Origin of the sequence: Listeria sp. PSOL-1 (assembly GCF_902806445.1) — a bacterium.
Lineage (GTDB): Bacteria > Bacillota > Bacilli > Lactobacillales > Listeriaceae > Listeria.
In genome coordinates this window covers 168128-185097 of record NZ_LR760298.1, presented here as the reverse complement: position 1 = coordinate 185097, position 16970 = coordinate 168128, and the positions used below count along the sequence as shown (strand labels likewise).

Sequence of the window (16970 nt, the reverse complement as noted above, 5' to 3'; positions counted from 1 at the left end):
TCAATATGGTTTAAATTTAGCACAATCTACCATTGTATGAAGTTGAAAATTTACATTTTTTACCATATAATTGTGAATATTTTATGAAATCAACAAATAAAAAAGCCATATAAAGTATGACTTGCCTTTACATGGCTTTGAAAAATTATACATTAAACTGGAATTTAAAACACAAATAACCATCCGTCATCTTTTAATTCATTTGATTACTTTTAAGGTGTGGCCAAATTAGCAAACGTTTTTCAAGAAAGCGATTTACCGGTCACCATGAATACATTACTTATCTCTCATTGAATATCACTTGCCATTATTATCACAACAGCTTTAATTTCGCATTATTGTTAAAATCCCAACCTACTCCATCGTTTTCACTTAAAAAACATTGTTCAACAAAAACTTGTTTTTTTCAAATAACTAGCTCTTGTATTTACTTTAATCAAGAACTTTCTATTTCAAGTAATTTTTCTTTCATCGCAAGGCCTGCCCGGTAACCTGTCAGCTTACCTGACTTCCCAATGACACGATGACACGGAATAACAATTAATACTGGATTTGCTCCAATTGCTTTAGCCACGGCACGAACGGCTCTTTTGTTTCCTAGTTCTTCTGCAACTTCACTATAAGTTCGCTTTTCCCCATAAGGAATCGATTTTAAAATTTCCCAGACTTTTTGTTGAAAAGGTGTTCCGGTCAATGTTAGCGGAATGTCTTGCTGTGGAATCTGATTGCTAAAATAACTAGTAAACCATTCTTCATAAGGTGCTGTTACTTCATCATTTTCCACTAGCTTCTCTTTTGGATAATGTTTTTCTTGCCAAGTTTTAAGTTCTGAAAGGCCATTTATTTCACCGCTAACAAAGCATAGCCCTTCATCCAAAACTGCTAAATAACTATTATTTTCATTGATCTTCCCATAATAGATCATCCCTTCACCTGCTTTCGTTTTCGATAATCTTTTGGTGAGACACCTATATATTTTTTAAAAAAGATGCTAAATTGCGCTGGACTATCAATACCGACATAAGTTGCGATTTCAGCTATTTTTAAATCTGTGTTCACAAGCTGTTCTCTGGCCCTTGCAATACGGATACGATGCAAATATTCTAACGGCGTGCTTCCTATCACAGCCTTAAAGACATGATGCAGATGAAATGGGCTTCCATGACAATGATTAGCAATGTCAGATAAAGTTAATGTTTCGCGGTAATGATCCGCAATAAAAGACTTAATTTGATCCACCCACTCGTTATCAGGAACTTTCATGCCAGCTGTGATACATCTTTTACACGGCCTAAAACCAGCTTCTAAAGCTTCTTCCTGTGTTGAAAAAATAACAACATTTTCTCGTTTAGGTAAACGCGAACCACAAGATGGGCGACAAAAAATCCCCGTAGTCAAAACCGCATAATAAAATAAACCGTCTTGCTCCTGTTCATTGTTTGCCACTACTAACCACTCTTTTTCAGTCGGTTGCTGCCACTTCATCTCTTTCACCTCCACTAATTTTATTATAACTCGGATGAACAAAAAATAAATACAAAAAAATGAAAACGCAAGATTTATAAAAAAAATCAGTTCAAGCAGTAATTGCTCAAACTGATCTAAAAAATAATTAATCTTTAAAAATGGAAGGTGTCCGGTTAAGCCAAGCATAACCAAGTCCAATAACTAAACCACCACCAACATAATTTCCAAGCATCGCAAGTACAAGGTTTGTAATGACACTACCTGGCGTCATCCCTGCTAGATGACCACCTGAAGCAAAGAATGCTAACGAGAATGAAGAAAAATTAGCAATAACGTGCTCAAAACCTAGAAAAGCAAAGATGAAAATAATGAAAATCATACTGAGTACTTTAGCTGCATCATCTTTCATTCTTAACGTACACAACACCGCTGTATTCACAACAATATTTGCAAAAATTCCTTCTACAAAAATTTGTAATGGAGCCTTTGCTAATTTCCCACTTACAGCAGTAAATAAAAAGTGATCCGCTGGAAGCGCGTGGAATGCAGAAGTAAGCGACATAATATAACCAGCAATAATACCGCCAATTAAATTGAAGAAAATACATAAGAATAAAACCTTTAAAGCTTTCCCTGGGCGAACTAATTTCTGATAAACACCTGTTGTCATGTACATCATATTTGATGTACCAAGCTCAGCGTTCATATATATGATCATAACGAGAGACCAACTAAACATGAAAGCATATAAAATTTTTCCAAGACCATGTGCAAAATGATCAACTTTATCTCCAATCATAACGGCCACTGCTGTTCCAAGAGTTAGGAATAAACAGGCAAGCATTGCTCGAACGATATAACGAATAATATGGTTATTAGCTAAATCTACCTTCTTTTTGGTACTATAATCAATTTTTTGCATCAATGGACTGCTTTCGATATCCAACTTACTTCATCTCCATACATTAAAATTTTAACAAAATACGTATAAAAAATATGACAACTTGTTCATTGTACCATAGTGAACACAATTTGAAAACACCTTTTTCCTTGACAAATATTGCTGGCAAAATGAAAAAAATAAAGCTACACTAATAAGTACGAGGAGGCTTTTATAATGATAAAAAAGACATTAACATATGCTAAACGAGAAGCGCTTGATTTAAAGGCTGATTTTTATCGCAGTGAAAAAACAGACGCTCGAACCATTATTTACTTTCATGGCGGTGGCTTAATTTACGGCACACGTTATGATTTACCAGAAGAATATATCCAGCTATTTCTCGAAAGTGGGTATCATTTACTCGCTTGTGATTATCGATTAGCGCCTGAAACTAAATTGCCACAAATTTATCAAGATGCTTCTGACGCGGTTTTTTGGTTTAAACAAAATGCTCGTCAAGAACTGGGATTAACAAACGATGATTTCGCTCTGTTTGGTCGTTCTTCTGGTGCATTTTTAGCGATCAATCTTGCATCTGATCCAGCTCTGCCAAAACCGTTTGCAATCCTTTCTTTTTATGGATATAGCAGTCTGAAATCGACATGGGTCCGTACAGAAAATCTTTTTTTCAAAAAATATCCAGCTATTTCTGCTACACTCTGTAATGCGATGATTTTACCCCATGAAATTGCAGAAGGCGCAGTCGAGAAGAGATTTGCCCTTTACCTTTATTCTAAACAAAGCGGCGAGTGGCTATCCATGGTTGCCGGCATACCAATAAATCAAAAATTAATGGATACATATTCCTTAGATCCTGAACAAGATTTTCATTTCTTACCCCCCATCTTCTTAGCTCATAGTTTAAGTGATCCTGATGTCCCTGCCGTTGAATCCGAAAAATTAGCAAATGGCACGCTTTATCATGAATTTTACCAAGTGGAGGATCTGCCACATGATTTTGATACAGATACAACAAAAGAGGAGGGTGCCCTTGCTTATAAAGCAGCCATTCGGTTTTTAGGTCAATTGAAAGATAAAGACGAGCTCTAACCTAAAAAAAGTTATGTATTCTTATTAGCAAACAGCCAATAAGAATACATAACTTTTTAAATAGATAACATTCGATCAATTGGGGTCTCTAAAATAATTGACGTATTAATCGTTCCAAAAAATAATTGACGTATTAATCGTTCCAATCGGCATTAACTCGTTCAATAATTTATCAATCTCATTAATGTCGGTTGCATAACCTCGTACGATATAATTCTCTTGTCCAGTAATTGCATGCGCTTCAGTTAGGTTTGGAAAATTTTTCAGAATCCGCTCTAAAGATTGGACAGTCGGTTTTAAGTTGCTGATTTTAATAATAAACGAAATATTAAAGCCTAGCTTCATTGGATTAACTTTAATTGTAAAATTCTCAATAATACCATTTTCAACAAGTTTCTCCATTCTATTTTTGACACTTGGTTCTGAAAGTAATACCTGTTTGGAAATTTCTTTGACCGGCATGCGGCTGTTTTTCATTAATAGTTGCAAAATCTTTTTATCTATTTCATCCATTTATATCACCCATTTTTATTTTACCCTATAATAAGCATTTATTATACAACTAAAGCACGTCCTTTATCAAATGACTCATAGCTCTTTGTTTTAATAATCTCTGCTAAGACCTCAACAACTTGATATACCTCAACATAAGAAGTGTAAAGAGCAATTGGAGCTAAGCGAATCACATTAGGCTCTCTAAAATCAGGAATAATCCCATTTTCTTTTAAAGACAAACTAATCCGATATGCTTCATCATGTTCAAGACAAACGTGCCCGCCGCGTTTATTATCCTCACGCGGGTTGCCAACACGATAACCATATTCGCTAATTTTTCATCAATCAAATACATCAAGTATGCTGTAATATTCAAGGATTTTTTCCGAATTTCCGGCATACCAATTTCGTTAAAAAGCTTTAATGTTCCTTCAAGTGGCGCCATTGATAATAATGATGGTGTCCCAATTTGCCAGCCACTTGCATCTTGTTGATGTTCAAATTGATGTTTAAGTTGAAATTGCGTTTCATCCTTATTACCAAACCAACCTGCATTTCCTGGAACTTTATGAAAATGTCTACGATGAATATATAGCCCGGCAATGGAGCCTGGGCCACCATTTAAATATTTATACGTACACCAAATCGCAAAATCAGGTTCAATTTCTTTAAAGTCGATTTCGATTGCTCCAATAGCATGGCATAAATCAAAACCAACGACAATTCCTTTTTCATGTGCAGCTTTCGTAATTCGTTTCATATCAAGTACTTGCGCGCTGCGATAAAGCACGGTTGGCAAAAGAATAATCGCAACATCACTTGTCATTGCTTCAATCACAGCATCCTCAGAAATAAAGCTTCCATCTGGACTTTTAACTACTTTTACAGCATCGTTTGGATCAAGCCCCTTAAGACGCACTTGACTGTCTACTGCATAACGATCCGTTGGAAAATTCAAATCATCAACCAAAATTTTATATCTTTCTCTCGTTGGGTGATAAAACGTGCTGATGAGTTGATGAATATTTGAAGTAGTACTACCAGCAACTGCTACTTCATCAGCTTCAGCACCAATTAATGGTGCCATCATTTCTGCCAGCTTATTCGAATAATGATAATATTTACTATCTTCAACGTTCCAGATTTTAATTCCTTCTTTTTTCCACTTATCCATCATTGAAAGCAGTGACCTTTCTGCATCTTTGGAAGCTAACCCCAATGAATTTCCATCCATATAAATTTCATTCTTCTTGATGAAAAAATGCTCTCTCACAGCATGTAGTTGATCTTTCATATCTAATTCTTTTGCAAATGCTAAATCACTCTTAAATGTTCTCTCCATTATAATTCCTCCTCTTGATTAAAATTCAATACAACACGGCTTCTTGTCTGTAGTAGAAAAATAAAGGCCGCAAAAACCCCAATAAGTACAACACTCGTTAACACAAATAAGCTGATTTTCCAAGAGGCTACTTCAACCAACTTTGTAATCAGAGGTGCACCAATAACAATGCCTAAATAATAGAACAAATTGACAATCGACATGCTATAACCAATTAGCTCACTTTGCTTAACGACTCGCGGTACCATGATTGTAACTGCTGATGAGGCTAAGCTTGCAGCAACTGATAAAGCGAATATCTGAATAACATACGTTGCTTGAGTAAGGTACGCAGCTGCTAAACAAGAAGCTGCCATCAAAAGAAAAGCGGATAAAATAACCAATCCAGGCCTTCCTGTTTTATCGATTAAATAGCCAGCAAGAATCCCAAATGGAATGCCAAATAACCCAAACAAGCTCGCATAAAAGTTAGCAACATTTTGACTCAACCCATAAAAATTAGTAAAAAGAAACGGATAAATACTAATAAAAGTGAAAAGAACAAAAGCCATTGTTCCTTGCATAAGTGCAAGCAGCCAAATCTGCTTATTTTTAACAGCAGAGAGAAATGCCTTGCCACTTCTATGCTCTTCTTTTTGAGAAACTGGACCATCTGTAAATAAAGCAAACAAAATAAAGATCACAAGCGATAATGCCGCCATAAAATACCAAAGTGAAGCCGTACCAAACATCCTTGCCATTGGAGCGAAAATATTCATCGCAATGAGTGAACCAAGTGCTGAGAACGTTGTAAAAATCCCAATCGCTGTGCCACTTTTTGAACTATCCTGAAACCAATAACTAATTAGTACAACACCCGTCATCACAATCGTGGAAAAAGAAATCCCTTCAATAACCCGCGTAACTAAAAGTAAATAAAAATGATTAACAAAAGCACCGATAAGATTTCCGAAAAACAAACATCCAGTAATACCAAGCAGTAATTTTTTTGCTCCAATTTTTGTAACAATCATTCCACCAGGCAGTGCAATAAAAATACCCGAAATTGTAAACACTGACATTAGCCAAGAAAGATCAGCAATTGAAACATGAAGTGTTGCTGATAACTCATTCATAACTGGAGGTACCTTCAACTGGCTGAGTGAAATAATAACGCCACCTAAATAAAGCAAGCAAAACTTACCCCATTTCGACATAACAATCCCCCTTCCACAAAGATAGAAATCGTTTACATAGTTTATTTTATTAGTTTTTATCAAAATTGTATATGATGTTTATAAAATTATATTCTGTAAAAAACTCATTTTATGATGAAATAAAAACAAAAAAGTTCATAAAAAAACACACTTGTCCTATAAACAAAATAAATCGGCGACAACCCTGTCACCGATTTATCTCGCTCAAATACAAGCGTTTACAATTCTATTTGTTTCACCAGTTAATTTAAAAACTGTTTAGCAATTTCTTTATACACATCAACCATCTCAAGATAGTTATCTGTATCAACATTTTCGTCTATTTGATGCGGCGTTTCATTCCCTGGGCCAAAAATAATTACTGGAAATTCTTTTTTAGATTTTGTAAATTCTGCTGCATCCGTTCCACCAGATATACCAAGAAGCGGGATATCTTGACCAATTTGTGCTTTAGCTACTTTCTCTGCAATTTTGATAAGTGTTGATTCCCGGTCACTAAATACCGGTTGTTTATCATAATCCCATGTCAGTTCTAAATGAACATCTTTTTCTTGATTTAACTTTTCGAGAATTTCTTTAAAAATTTTTCTGACCGTTTCGTTATTTTCTTCTGGAATTGTACGAATATTCCCTTGTAATTCTGCTGCTTCAGGGATGCTATTTACTTGCTCGCCACCACTAATCACCGTTACATTATGGATAAATTTTCCTAAAATAGGATTTTCCTTCGACATTTTAGCTACTTGATTTTCAACTGCATTATAAAATTTCAATAAGTTATCAATCGCGTTAATGCCAAGTTCTGGCATTGAACTATGGGCGTTTTTTCCGTAAGATTTAAGTGTATAATTCATAGCACCTTTATGAGCATAAACAATATGATAACCACTTGGCTCGCCAATAATTAAGCCGTCTAAATCATCAGCATAACCTTTACTTGTCAGCTGCTCTGCTCCAAGTTCACCAATTTCTTCGCCAACTGTTGCTAATAATTTAATTTTTCCGTTTAAAGGCGTTTTTTCTTCTTTTAATTCAATCATAGCAATAACGAGTGCTGCAAGGCCTGACTTCATATCTGTTGCACCCCGACCATAAATTTTTCCATCTTTTTCAGTTGCCTGAAATGGCGGAAATGTCCACTTACTTTCATCCCCAGCCGAAACAACATCCATGTGTCCTGAAAAGCCTAACACTTTCCCTGCATTTTTGTCGCCTACTTCACTAACTAAACTCGCGCGTTTTTCTGCATAAATTACTTTTTCTGAATCAATTCCGTGATCTGTTAATAATTTCTTTAAGTAGTCTGCCACTTCTTCTTCGTTGCCATTAGTCGAATTAATATTAACGAGGTCTTTCAAAATTTGAATCTTTTCTTGTTGATCCATGCCATTACCTTCTTTCTTTAAATTCAACTATCTATTCCCTATTGTATTCAAAATAAACATTACTGATTGAGTTCTTCAGCAGTTGGAAGTGACGTGTATGCCCCGTATTTTTCCACAACTTTTGCTGCTACTTTTGCTGCTTTTTCTGCTGCTTGGTAAATGGAAGCACCTTGTGCTAAAAAGTGAGCAAATGTCCCAATATAACTATCACCTGCTGCTGTTGTATCGATAACTTTTGCCTTTACAGCTGGAACTTCATGAACACTTTCACTAGTTATAATAAGCGAACCTGCCTCCCCAAGTGTAATAATAATGGCCTTTATTCCACTTTTTATCAGCTCTTTTGCTTTTGCAACTCGCTCTTCTGTTGTTTTTGACTGATGATTTGTCACGATATCAAATTCGGTTTCATTGGGCATAAAATAGTCCGTTAACTCAAGTAATTCTTTTTTACAAAATTTTCCAGGTGCTGGATTTAAAATTGTCGTTTTCCCTGCTGCTTTTGCTTGTTTAAATGCACTTAAAATCGTTGCTTCGGCTATTTCAAATTGGGAAATAACAATATCGCAATCAGCAATACATTGTCGTTTTAGCTCATTTAATGAAAATGCTTTATTGGCACCTGCATAAGTTAAGATCATGTTTTTACCACTTTCCTCAATAAGAATCCAAGCTATTCCAGTTGTGGTATCAAGCATTTCTACTTGCTCATCATCAATGTGTTCATCTTTTAATATCTTCTTTAAAATACGCCCATTTTCATCATCACCAACCGCTCCAATAAAAACAACCTCACTACCTAACCTAGCAGCCGCAACCGCTTGATTGAAACCTTTTCCGCCAGCTGAGTCGCTTATCTCTTGTCCTTCGAGTGTTTCTCCTATTTGTGGAAGTTTTGCTAGCGTCATCGTTTTATCCATGTTTAAACTACCTACAACACAAATTTTACTCATCAAAACCCCTCATTTTCGCGTTAATTATTTTTATTCCGTTTAAAATTAATATAACTAAAGCTAATGATAATGCAAATTCCACAAACAACTGGTCGAAAATAAATTCCCGAAAAACTAGGCACAAAAAGCAGTCCTAAAATAACGCCAAATACCCAAAATAGCATCGCTAAAAAAAGTAAAAAATCGTCTCGTTTAGAACAAATAATCAAAACCCCTGCAATAAGCATCATAATCGACAAGCCTAGACTCGCATTCTTTGCCAAGCTTTCTGGAACGATAAGGAGATGGGTCCCGCTTGGCTTAATAGCAGATATAAAAGAAATAAACCCTAAAATAGATGCTTGAATCGATATAATTCCTGCAAAAACACGCATGATAACACTCACCTTTTCTACTGACTCAATCGTCTTTTTGTTTTAAGCATAGCATGCTTTTAAAAAGAAGTCATAGTTTTTGTTTATCGTATAAATTTCAAAATATAAAAAATTGATATTTAGCTTATGAATCATAAAAACTCCCTTTATAGTAGTTACTATAAAGGGAGCTGTTTAATTTTTTGTTGCACTTTATTTGTCTTTTTTGAACTTGTCTTTTGCTTTATTCGCAAAGTCCTCTGCTTTTTCCTTTGCATTATTTGTTACTTCTTTAAATTTGCCAGTAGTTTTATCTTTTACACCTTCTGCTTGTTGTTTTTTATCGCCAGTAGCTCCTCCTACACGATCTTTTACTTCGCCTTTTGCTTTATCTTTCATACCATTATCTTCAGTCATTTTTCTCATTCTCCTTCATTCATTAGATTTTTAATTAGTTTGAACGATTATCATTTGTATCTTTAGCTTTTTTATTATCTTCTTCAAGTTCACGTCTTGTTTTTACATCTGTAACGTTAAGGTTAATTTCAACAACCTTTAGTCCAGTCATTCTACCTACTGCTTCGGTAATTTTCTTGACAATTTCGTTAAAGATTCCAGGAATACTTCTACCATATTCAACAACAGCAGTAAGATCTATCGCTGCTTGCTTTTCACCCACTTCAACATCAATTCCTTTTGTGATGTCTCCATTGCTTGTGAAGCGTTCAGTTATGCCACTAATCATTCCACCTTGAAGGTCAACAACACCATCCACTTCTTTTGCCGCAATTCCTGTGATTTTTTTGATAACTTGATCATCAAATGTTAGTGAATTTTTATGAGTTTCTTGTTCTCCATTTTGTCTGCTTTCTTCAACCATGTCTAATCACCTTTCTTTTCGTTTTATTTAGAAATAAATTGAAACCATTTTTGTAGATCTAACGCCCCGTCGCGCCATTTCCCAATAACAAAACCAATCGCTATTAACAGCAAAATAAGTAATGTATAGCCAAATCCGATGGTAATCCAGAGCACTGCTATAATGAAACCTAAGAGCGTCCAGAAAATTCTTCCTCTGTATGGCTTTAAAAATTCAAGCAGATCCATTCTGATTCCTCCTTAGACAACACGTGCTTCATTCTTCTTGCGTTTTTCCGGAATTCTTTCTTCCATACGGATATCAACAGAAACATGTTCAATTTGAAGCAATTCCTTGAGTCTTTCTTCTACATTGGCTTGCAAATTTTTTCCAGCTTCAGGCAGGTGAGAAAGAGGAATTGTCCCTCCAGAAATGGTGGCTTGAACTGATTGTTTCTTGCTATTTAATTTTGTGTAAACTTCTGGCTGCTTTAAAATATTCATCTCATGTATGGCATGTAAAATTGTGCTATTAATCATTGTCTGTGTTAACTGAATATCTCCTGCTGGTGTTAAAATATGGAGTGCACGCACTTTTTGTTTTGTTGCAATCGCTGCAAAAAACAACAGGAAGAACACAAAAAAGATTAAAACAGCAACAACAATCATGACATTCATAAACCAATTGGAACTACTGTAAGTTTGTATTTGATCTGAAAAACCAGCAAGCGGATAAACTAAAGCAGCAAATATTGCACTACCAATCATCCCTACTAATCCAATCAGAAGAAAAATCAGTCTAACAAACCCATTCATAAAACAGCACCTTCTTTGTTTGTTATTTTTTGCTCATCCCGATAAAAAATGAAATAATTGCTACTAAAATGACTGCACCAATGATGGAAGGAAGAATAGCCATTCCTGCAATATGTGGACCCCAGCTACCAAGAAGTTTTTCCCCTAACCAAGAGCCAACTAGACCAGCAATAATGTTACCAATCCAACCAGCGGGGAGTTTCCTACTGGTAAGCGCACCAGCAATAATCCCAATAACAGCACCAACAATGAGTACCCATAACAAATGCAACATCTTCGCACCCCCCCTTTCTTATTATCTTTTCTATATGTAGATATCCATTTATTTAAACTTTTAAACTTACTTTTTTATTAAATTGAATAAATTATTTCTAACTATCGTAGTAGAAATTAAGAATAGCTACTGATAATGCCAAAAACAAAATGCTTTAAATAACATTTAAATCTACCCTGCGCATACAAAAAAAGAGTCTAAGGCATCATGTGCCTCAGCTCTATTTTTTAAGAAAATATGATTCAAAAAAGATAGTATAAGTTCTATAGTTCGAACACGACAAACTAATAGAAAACGCTTGCATTAAAGAGTTCATCAGAAGAAGAAGTCTGGCAAACCTCTTCAATCGCGCGTGCTTGTCGCCGAGCTATTTTGTTAGCTTAATAGAAGTTGCTGGGTTTGAAACTTTACCTGGTGATGGAGAAACGATTTTTGTCCCTTCAGGAAAAACGGCAGAAAAACGGTCTCCTTTTCGTAATGAAGCGATTTTTGTCGTTTTACCAGAAGCATCTGTAATTTTTGTTGAATCATTTAGCAGAACAGTTAAGTCTCGTGAATTTTTTTCTGCCTCACCTTGCCAACTCAACGTGCCATTTACCATTAAAGTCTTATTTTGAACAGCTGAACTTGCATCACTAATTGTACCATTTACTACCACTGCAGGAACACCTTGTTTACCGCAACCAACGGCTAAAAAAACAAATAAAGCAATGATAGAAAGGAAAATAATTTTTTTCATACAGATTACCTTTCAAAAATCTTTTTTTCTAGCATATCATGCCAAAAACTTAGCTACAATAGTTTATTTGACTTCTTAAGCTTTTCTTATAAGTTATTGCCAACGATCACACCAAATGCAGCAAAAAGTAAACCGAATAAATAAGATAAACCTGTATAAGAAAAAAAGATTTGATATTCTTTTTTTAAGAGTAATTCAATATTTTCAATTTTAAAAGTAGAAAATGTGGTATATCCTCCTAGTAATCCTGTTCCAAACAGCAATTGCCATGCTGGTGAAAGATTTGAAGAAATAAGCAGACCAAGCAAAAAGGAGCCACTAAGGTTAATAATGAAAGTCGCCCAGGGGAACTGTGTGTGCCACTTATTTTTTAACCAATTAGAAAAACCGTATCTTATCATACCCCCAACCGCAGCACCAATTCCGACAATCAGTAACTGAATAATCATATTCAAAGCCCCCTTCGCTTTACTAAAATCCAGCTTACTTTATAACCTACACCTGCAAACAGCAAACCCCCACATAAACTAACCACAATATAACTAATCGCAAGAAAATATTGCCCGTTCATTAACAAATGAATATTTTCAACACTAAAGCTTGAAAATGTAGTAAAAGAACCGACAAAACCTGTCCCTAAACCAGCAATTAATTGCGGTGGAACATCCACATTTTCCGCAAAATATTGCATAATGATTGCTAACAAAAATGATCCCAAGAGATTAACGACAAGTGTTGCAATGGGAAAGTTATTAGCATTGATAAGTAAGCTAATTCCATAGCGGCTCATGCCACCTAGTGCACTGAAAATAGCAATATATACGTAATACATTTTCTAATCCTCCTCTAAGCAATTAAAAATCCTGCTTAAACAAGCCTAGGGTTGAACTAAGCTTACTTAAACAGGAGTCATCAGCATATTGCGGTTTTAGCGAACTCCATCGCTCTTTCATTTTTACTATACAACGAAAATATTTTTTAAGCAAGCAAGTTTGTTAGGTTGTATAGCGGTTGATGGTCAATAGAATGAGAGATATTATTTAAATGAAAGGGTTTCTCTTTGTTTTACTTTTCACATAATATTATGATAGATTTAGATTAAATATAAACAAAAGAGAGATGATAATATGATTCAAGCTGACCGTATCATTAGTTATAATATTAATCTAGATTACCTTTTAATTTTACACACTGAACTAGATATACCCATTGCTTCTACTGTGTGGGAACGCTATTTAAAAAAAGCATTAATTATTTCTGATCCAACTATTGGGAAGATCGTAGACACATCTGACTATACTCGAAATATTTTAGAAGAGTTGCATCTAAATAAAAATATTTTAGCCACAAATATTCAAGAATATCTATCGAATAGTTTTGATATGCAATTTCCTAATACTTTATTACCTCATAATCCAGAGCAAATCTTCTTCAAAAAATATGAAGAGGCTTCATATAAGCAAAAATATATCATCTTAGTGACGCATCCTATCCCTCATTCATTCTCTAAATTAGACAAAACAAATGATTTATTGGTAGAAACAATTTTAATATAAATGATTTTATAGGCAAAATACTCTAGTAATTTGCCTGGATATTTTTAATAAAATTAGGTTGCTTCTGATAACTTGCTTTTTTCTTAGCACGCCACATTTATAAGATTCAATCTCTTCTATTTTTTTATTTAATAGTAATGATATAAATCAATTGAGTGGTAATAATAGCTAATAAAAGGCATGATAGCTTAGATAGAATGCCAACTTGACAAATTTAGTTGCGCTAGGATATACTAACTTAGCATGTATATAGATATAATAACCTTGCGCGTCTCATTAGGTTGTGTGGGTGAAAAACATTGATATTAAGCGGTCGTGGCGGAATCGGCAGACGCGCTAGGTTGAGGGCCTAGTGGGCATTAGCTCGTGGAGGTTCAAGTCCTCTCGGCCGCATCTTACATTAGCAATGAGTTTCAGGATTAATTTATTTTTCCTGAAACTCGTTTTTTGTTGTTTGGGGCCTGGGATGGGCCTGATAAAACTTTAACATGATCTTACACCACAAAAAAGGATGCAGTTTAAATACGCCCTTTTCCAACTAATTTCAGATATCAACAAAGTAAATGAAAGTTGTTAAGTTCTGTCCCATTTCTGCTCTACAAAATTGAACTAAAAACAGCCTCGAGATAAGCTTTTAAACTATAAAATGAACAAAAACTACTACCTGCTTAACAGGGAGTGGTTCAAAGTGGTTAGATGATTACTTTTTTTATTTATGAAAGTCTAGGACTAACACAATAAGCGTAACAAGTGCTAGTGTAAGCATCAGTGCTTTATAAACAGACGTGTTTTTTTTCTGGAAACACTCAAAACTACATAGCTCTATTTTCTATTTTTCTTTAAAATCATCAGAAAGCGGAGGATGTTTAATAGACGGATCACTTGAATTAAGAGCGGTCCCATTCTTATAAACATTAAGAGATATATGGTAAGGGTCACTTTTAGCCCAAGAACGATAATAATAAGAGTACTCTTTCTCTGGATCTGTTTTAATTTTATAGGTTGCTCTATAGCCCCCTTTCATCAGGCTAGCTCCTGAATCAAGTAATTGCATATCTTTTCTATTGATTTGCTGAGCCGTAATATATTTTTCTATCGCTTTTTTTCCAAAGTACTTTTGTACAGGTACCTGATAAATATAGAAAATCATACCAATCAAAATAATGATACCTACAGGAACTCCTGCCCATAAAAATATTTTTTTCATAAATATAATTCCTACTTTCTAAAAAGTCTTTTTAAGCTGGGGTTTATAATTAGCTGTAAATGTTCCTATTAAAAAATAAGGAGCTACAAATCCATTCTTAGGATATACTACCTTAGCAGCTCCTGAACCAAAATAATAAGCTTGATAAACTAACTTGGAACAATAACTAGGGCTTTTTTGATAGAGATGGTAATCTATACCATAGTCAAGTTGTATATTTTTCGTTGCACTTCCAGTTGTTGAATAATAATTACGATCAGCATAACGTGCTACTCTCTTCGCCATGTCTTGATCTTTTAGCCTGTAAACTTTTACATATTTCCCACTATTGTCATATTCCTTCAACCAACTACTTACTGTGCTTTGCCTATTATTAGATTTTGCAGGACGTCGGCCTGTACCTGGCATGTCCAAAATGTAATTATCACTATTTGCGATAGCAGCATGGCCTGTAATCCCCTTTGAACTGGTATTATTTGTAATCAAAATGTCGCCAGCCTTTTATAGCAAAGCCTTTCCATGAAGCATGTGGTGTAACATCATTAAAAACTTTTGTATCCCCCTCTGGAGGGATTCCGTAGCGATTCGCTTTCAACCAAGCAGCATAATTTGTTGCCAAATCCTTCGGCAATATATTCTCCTTGACAGCCTCTTTAAAATTAGGATAGAATTCTTCTTCATTTTCTGTCTTCCATCGCGCAAAAGTTTTCGTTTCAGGATTAATAATATTTTCTGATACAGCTTGATTATAAATTGCTTGAAAATTCGGTTTTTTTCTACCCCGCCTACATTAATACTGTGTGTAGGTACCACTAGTAATACTGAGGTAAGAGTAAGCAAAAGAAATAGTAAACTCTTTCTCATATTTTTGTCTCCCTTTTTATTATTTTCTAATAATTACACTATATCATAAAATCGCTTTCAAAATCAAAATATATAACAATATTTTTTTCATAACGCTCACACTAGAAAGGAACAAAAAAGAGATGAATCGTAATGACTCATCTCTTAATTTTTGTTTTTCTGCACATAGCAGCTTATTTTAAAAATACACCCTGGAAATGCTATCACTCCTTGTTTAAGAGGACAAAATAAAACTATTGTAAAACTTCATGGCAATCAACTTAAAATTAAAAGAATCCATGATATATATGCAATATTCTTGATTTACAAAAGCTATTGTAGCGTAGAGTGCTAAACAATAAAAAAGAATTATCTCGCTAGATACAAGAGAACAAAAGATTATTATTGACATAGTTCCTGTATTAAAAGGTTTTTCGTAGCATTGAATAATTTGATTGACAAGCTATATTAGTTTGATATTACTTAGATAAGGCACAAGGTTAAAACTTTGGGTGTCTCTAAGCTCAAAAAATCTTATTTGCTTCAAATAATGATATTTCACGAGACAAAAGCCCCCAAAAACTAAAATAATCAGTAGCTTCTTTCCAGTTATTAGAAATTAAATTCCTCCGGATCTGGACCTGTACGTTCGTTTTTATTCAAAGCATTAATCGCTTCTACTTCTTCTCTACTTAGCTCAAAATCAAAGACTTGGGCATTTTCAATAATCCGTTCTTTATGAACAGATTTCGGGATAGTCACAATCCCATTTTGCAAATCCCAGCGCAAAATAACTTGGGCTACTGATTTACCATGCTTATCAGCAATAGCTTTCAAATCAGCATTTGCTAAGATTTTTCCGTTACCAAGTGGAGACCAGGCTTCAACTACAATATTGTGTTCTTTACAAAATTTGCGTAAAGGCTCTTGTGTAAGTAATGGATGAAGCTCAATTTGATTTACCATCGGCGGGATCTCAGCGTCTTCCATTAATTCTTTTAGATGATGTTCATGGAAATTACATACACCGATTGCTCGCACTTTTTTATCTTTATATAATTTTTCAAAAGCGCGCCATGTCTCTTTGAATAGTCTAGTTCCTGGCCAATGAATGAGGTATAAGTCAAGATAATCAAGGCCTAATTTGGCAAGGCTTTTGTCAAAGGCAGCTAACGTTGATTCATAACCTTGATCAGCATTCCAAAGTTTTGTTGTCACAAATAATTCATCACGTTTTTTTCCTGATTCTTTAATAGCACGGCCGACACCATCTTCGTTTTTATAAGCGGCGGCTGTATCAATGCTGATATATCCTGTTTCTATTGCCCATTTTACTGAATTCACTGCTTCTTCGCCATCTTTAACCTGCCATACACCAAATCCCATATGTGGCATCAGAACGCCATTTGCAAGTTCCACTGTATCTTTTAAATTCATCATTCATCCTCCTAAAAATTAATACTTCCTTATCATACCCTTTAAAGCGTATTGTA

At 34.7% G+C, this 16970-nt stretch carries 22 protein-coding genes, 1 tRNA gene, 1 pseudogene and 1 riboswitch; of the genes and pseudogenes, 3 read left to right on the top strand and 21 right to left on the bottom strand.

All coding sequences use genetic code 11. The features are described 5' to 3' along the window. Positions 1-436: 436 nt before the first annotated feature. The 3 genes from G6Q10_RS00905 to G6Q10_RS00895 all read right to left on the bottom strand — a co-directional run bounded on the left by G6Q10_RS00905 (position 437) and on the right by G6Q10_RS00895 (position 2413). Entirely contained in the window at positions 437-925 is a 489-nt protein-coding gene (locus tag G6Q10_RS00905; protein WP_163651940.1) for a methylated-DNA--[protein]-cysteine S-methyltransferase, read from the bottom strand. Beyond that, positions 922-1485, bottom strand: coding sequence for a bifunctional transcriptional activator/DNA repair enzyme AdaA (locus G6Q10_RS00900; protein ID WP_163651938.1), 564 nt, complete (start codon positions 1483-1485; stop codon positions 922-924). The genes G6Q10_RS00905 and G6Q10_RS00900 overlap by 4 nt, the downstream gene beginning before the upstream one ends. A gap of 127 nt (positions 1486-1612) precedes the next feature. Beyond that, positions 1613-2413, bottom strand: coding sequence for a formate/nitrite transporter family protein (locus G6Q10_RS00895; protein WP_163651936.1), 801 nt, complete (start codon positions 2411-2413; stop codon positions 1613-1615). A 171-nt stretch (positions 2414-2584) separates the two neighbouring features. On the opposite strand from G6Q10_RS00895, the gene G6Q10_RS00890 reads away from it, so the two are divergent. Then, complete coding sequence (locus G6Q10_RS00890) at positions 2585-3460, top strand: alpha/beta hydrolase (RefSeq protein WP_163651934.1); 876 nt, start codon at positions 2585-2587, stop codon at positions 3458-3460. 105 nt (positions 3461-3565) lie between these two features. On the opposite strand, the gene G6Q10_RS00885 is transcribed toward G6Q10_RS00890, so the two are convergent. The 14 genes and pseudogenes from G6Q10_RS00885 to crcB (G6Q10_RS00820) form a co-directional block, all read right to left on the bottom strand. Further along, entirely contained in the window at positions 3566-3973 is a 408-nt protein-coding gene (locus G6Q10_RS00885; RefSeq protein ID WP_163651932.1) for an Lrp/AsnC family transcriptional regulator, read from the bottom strand. Between the two features lie 41 nt (positions 3974-4014). After that, positions 4015-5297 (bottom strand): annotated as a pseudogene (gene kynU / locus G6Q10_RS00880) (kynureninase). Next, complete coding sequence (locus G6Q10_RS00875; protein WP_163651929.1) at positions 5297-6493, bottom strand: MFS transporter; 1197 nt, start codon at positions 6491-6493, stop codon at positions 5297-5299. The pseudogene kynU and the gene G6Q10_RS00875 overlap by 1 nt, the downstream one beginning before the upstream one ends. A gap of 242 nt (positions 6494-6735) precedes the next feature. Beyond that, positions 6736-7878 carry an ArgE/DapE family deacylase gene (locus tag G6Q10_RS00870; protein WP_163651927.1) on the bottom strand — a complete coding sequence of 381 codons (1143 nt, stop codon included), beginning with the start codon at positions 7876-7878 and terminating at the stop codon, positions 6736-6738. Positions 7879-7937: 59 nt separating this feature from the next. Continuing rightward, a complete protein-coding gene (gene rbsK / locus G6Q10_RS00865; RefSeq protein ID WP_163651925.1) occupies positions 7938-8831 on the bottom strand; it encodes a ribokinase in 894 nt (297 codons plus the stop codon). Between the two features lie 20 nt (positions 8832-8851). After that, entirely contained in the window at positions 8852-9205 is a 354-nt protein-coding gene (locus G6Q10_RS00860; protein ID WP_163651924.1) for a hypothetical protein, read from the bottom strand. Positions 9206-9397: 192 nt separating this feature from the next. Continuing rightward, the gene (locus G6Q10_RS00855; protein ID WP_163651922.1) at positions 9398-9601 is read right to left on the bottom strand and encodes a CsbD family protein; all 204 of its coding nucleotides are present in this window, start codon (positions 9599-9601) and stop codon (positions 9398-9400) included. Between the two features lie 34 nt (positions 9602-9635). Continuing rightward, positions 9636-10064 (bottom strand): Asp23/Gls24 family envelope stress response protein, encoded by a 429-nt coding sequence (locus tag G6Q10_RS00850; RefSeq protein ID WP_163651920.1) that lies wholly within the window; start codon positions 10062-10064, stop codon positions 9636-9638. Between the two features lie 23 nt (positions 10065-10087). Then, the gene (locus G6Q10_RS00845; RefSeq protein WP_163651918.1) at positions 10088-10291 is read right to left on the bottom strand and encodes a DUF2273 domain-containing protein; all 204 of its coding nucleotides are present in this window, start codon (positions 10289-10291) and stop codon (positions 10088-10090) included. Between the two features lie 12 nt (positions 10292-10303). After that, the gene (gene amaP / locus G6Q10_RS00840) at positions 10304-10858 is read right to left on the bottom strand and encodes an alkaline shock response membrane anchor protein AmaP (RefSeq protein WP_163651916.1); all 555 of its coding nucleotides are present in this window, start codon (positions 10856-10858) and stop codon (positions 10304-10306) included. Between the two features lie 22 nt (positions 10859-10880). After that, complete coding sequence (locus G6Q10_RS00835; RefSeq protein WP_163651914.1) at positions 10881-11132, bottom strand: GlsB/YeaQ/YmgE family stress response membrane protein; 252 nt, start codon at positions 11130-11132, stop codon at positions 10881-10883. A gap of 367 nt (positions 11133-11499) precedes the next feature. After that, positions 11500-11871, bottom strand: a complete 372-nt coding sequence (locus G6Q10_RS00830; protein WP_163651912.1) for a hypothetical protein — start codon at positions 11869-11871, stop codon at positions 11500-11502. Positions 11872-11957: 86 nt separating this feature from the next. After that, positions 11958-12320 (bottom strand): fluoride efflux transporter CrcB, encoded by a 363-nt coding sequence (gene crcB, locus G6Q10_RS00825; RefSeq protein ID WP_163651910.1) that lies wholly within the window; start codon positions 12318-12320, stop codon positions 11958-11960. A gap of 2 nt (positions 12321-12322) precedes the next feature. Next, complete coding sequence (crcB, locus tag G6Q10_RS00820; protein ID WP_163651908.1) at positions 12323-12703, bottom strand: fluoride efflux transporter CrcB; 381 nt, start codon at positions 12701-12703, stop codon at positions 12323-12325. Positions 12704-12767: 64 nt separating this feature from the next. Beyond that, positions 12768-12826, bottom strand: a riboswitch (Fluoride riboswitch). Between the two features lie 172 nt (positions 12827-12998). On the opposite strand from crcB (G6Q10_RS00820), the gene G6Q10_RS00815 reads away from it, so the two are divergent. Both G6Q10_RS00815 and G6Q10_RS00810 read left to right on the top strand, forming a co-directional pair. Continuing rightward, complete coding sequence (locus G6Q10_RS00815) at positions 12999-13427, top strand: hypothetical protein (protein WP_163651906.1); 429 nt, start codon at positions 12999-13001, stop codon at positions 13425-13427. Positions 13428-13736: 309 nt separating this feature from the next. Beyond that, positions 13737-13820, top strand: a tRNA-Leu gene (locus G6Q10_RS00810). 436 nt (positions 13821-14256) lie between these two features. Here the strand turns inward: G6Q10_RS00810 and G6Q10_RS00805 are convergent. The 4 genes from G6Q10_RS00805 to G6Q10_RS00790 all read right to left on the bottom strand — a co-directional run bounded on the left by G6Q10_RS00805 (position 14257) and on the right by G6Q10_RS00790 (position 16914). Beyond that, positions 14257-14634, bottom strand: coding sequence for a DUF3139 domain-containing protein (locus G6Q10_RS00805; protein ID WP_163651904.1), 378 nt, complete (start codon positions 14632-14634; stop codon positions 14257-14259). 18 nt (positions 14635-14652) lie between these two features. Beyond that, positions 14653-15120 carry a YiiX/YebB-like N1pC/P60 family cysteine hydrolase gene (locus G6Q10_RS00800; RefSeq protein WP_163651902.1) on the bottom strand — a complete coding sequence of 156 codons (468 nt, stop codon included), beginning with the start codon at positions 15118-15120 and terminating at the stop codon, positions 14653-14655. Then, a complete protein-coding gene (locus G6Q10_RS00795; RefSeq protein WP_163651899.1) occupies positions 15107-15265 on the bottom strand; it encodes a hypothetical protein in 159 nt (52 codons plus the stop codon). The genes G6Q10_RS00800 and G6Q10_RS00795 overlap by 14 nt, the downstream gene beginning before the upstream one ends. Before the next feature lie 824 nt (positions 15266-16089). After that, the gene (locus G6Q10_RS00790) at positions 16090-16914 is read right to left on the bottom strand and encodes an aldo/keto reductase (protein WP_163655645.1); all 825 of its coding nucleotides are present in this window, start codon (positions 16912-16914) and stop codon (positions 16090-16092) included. Positions 16915-16970: the final 56 nt, after the last annotated feature.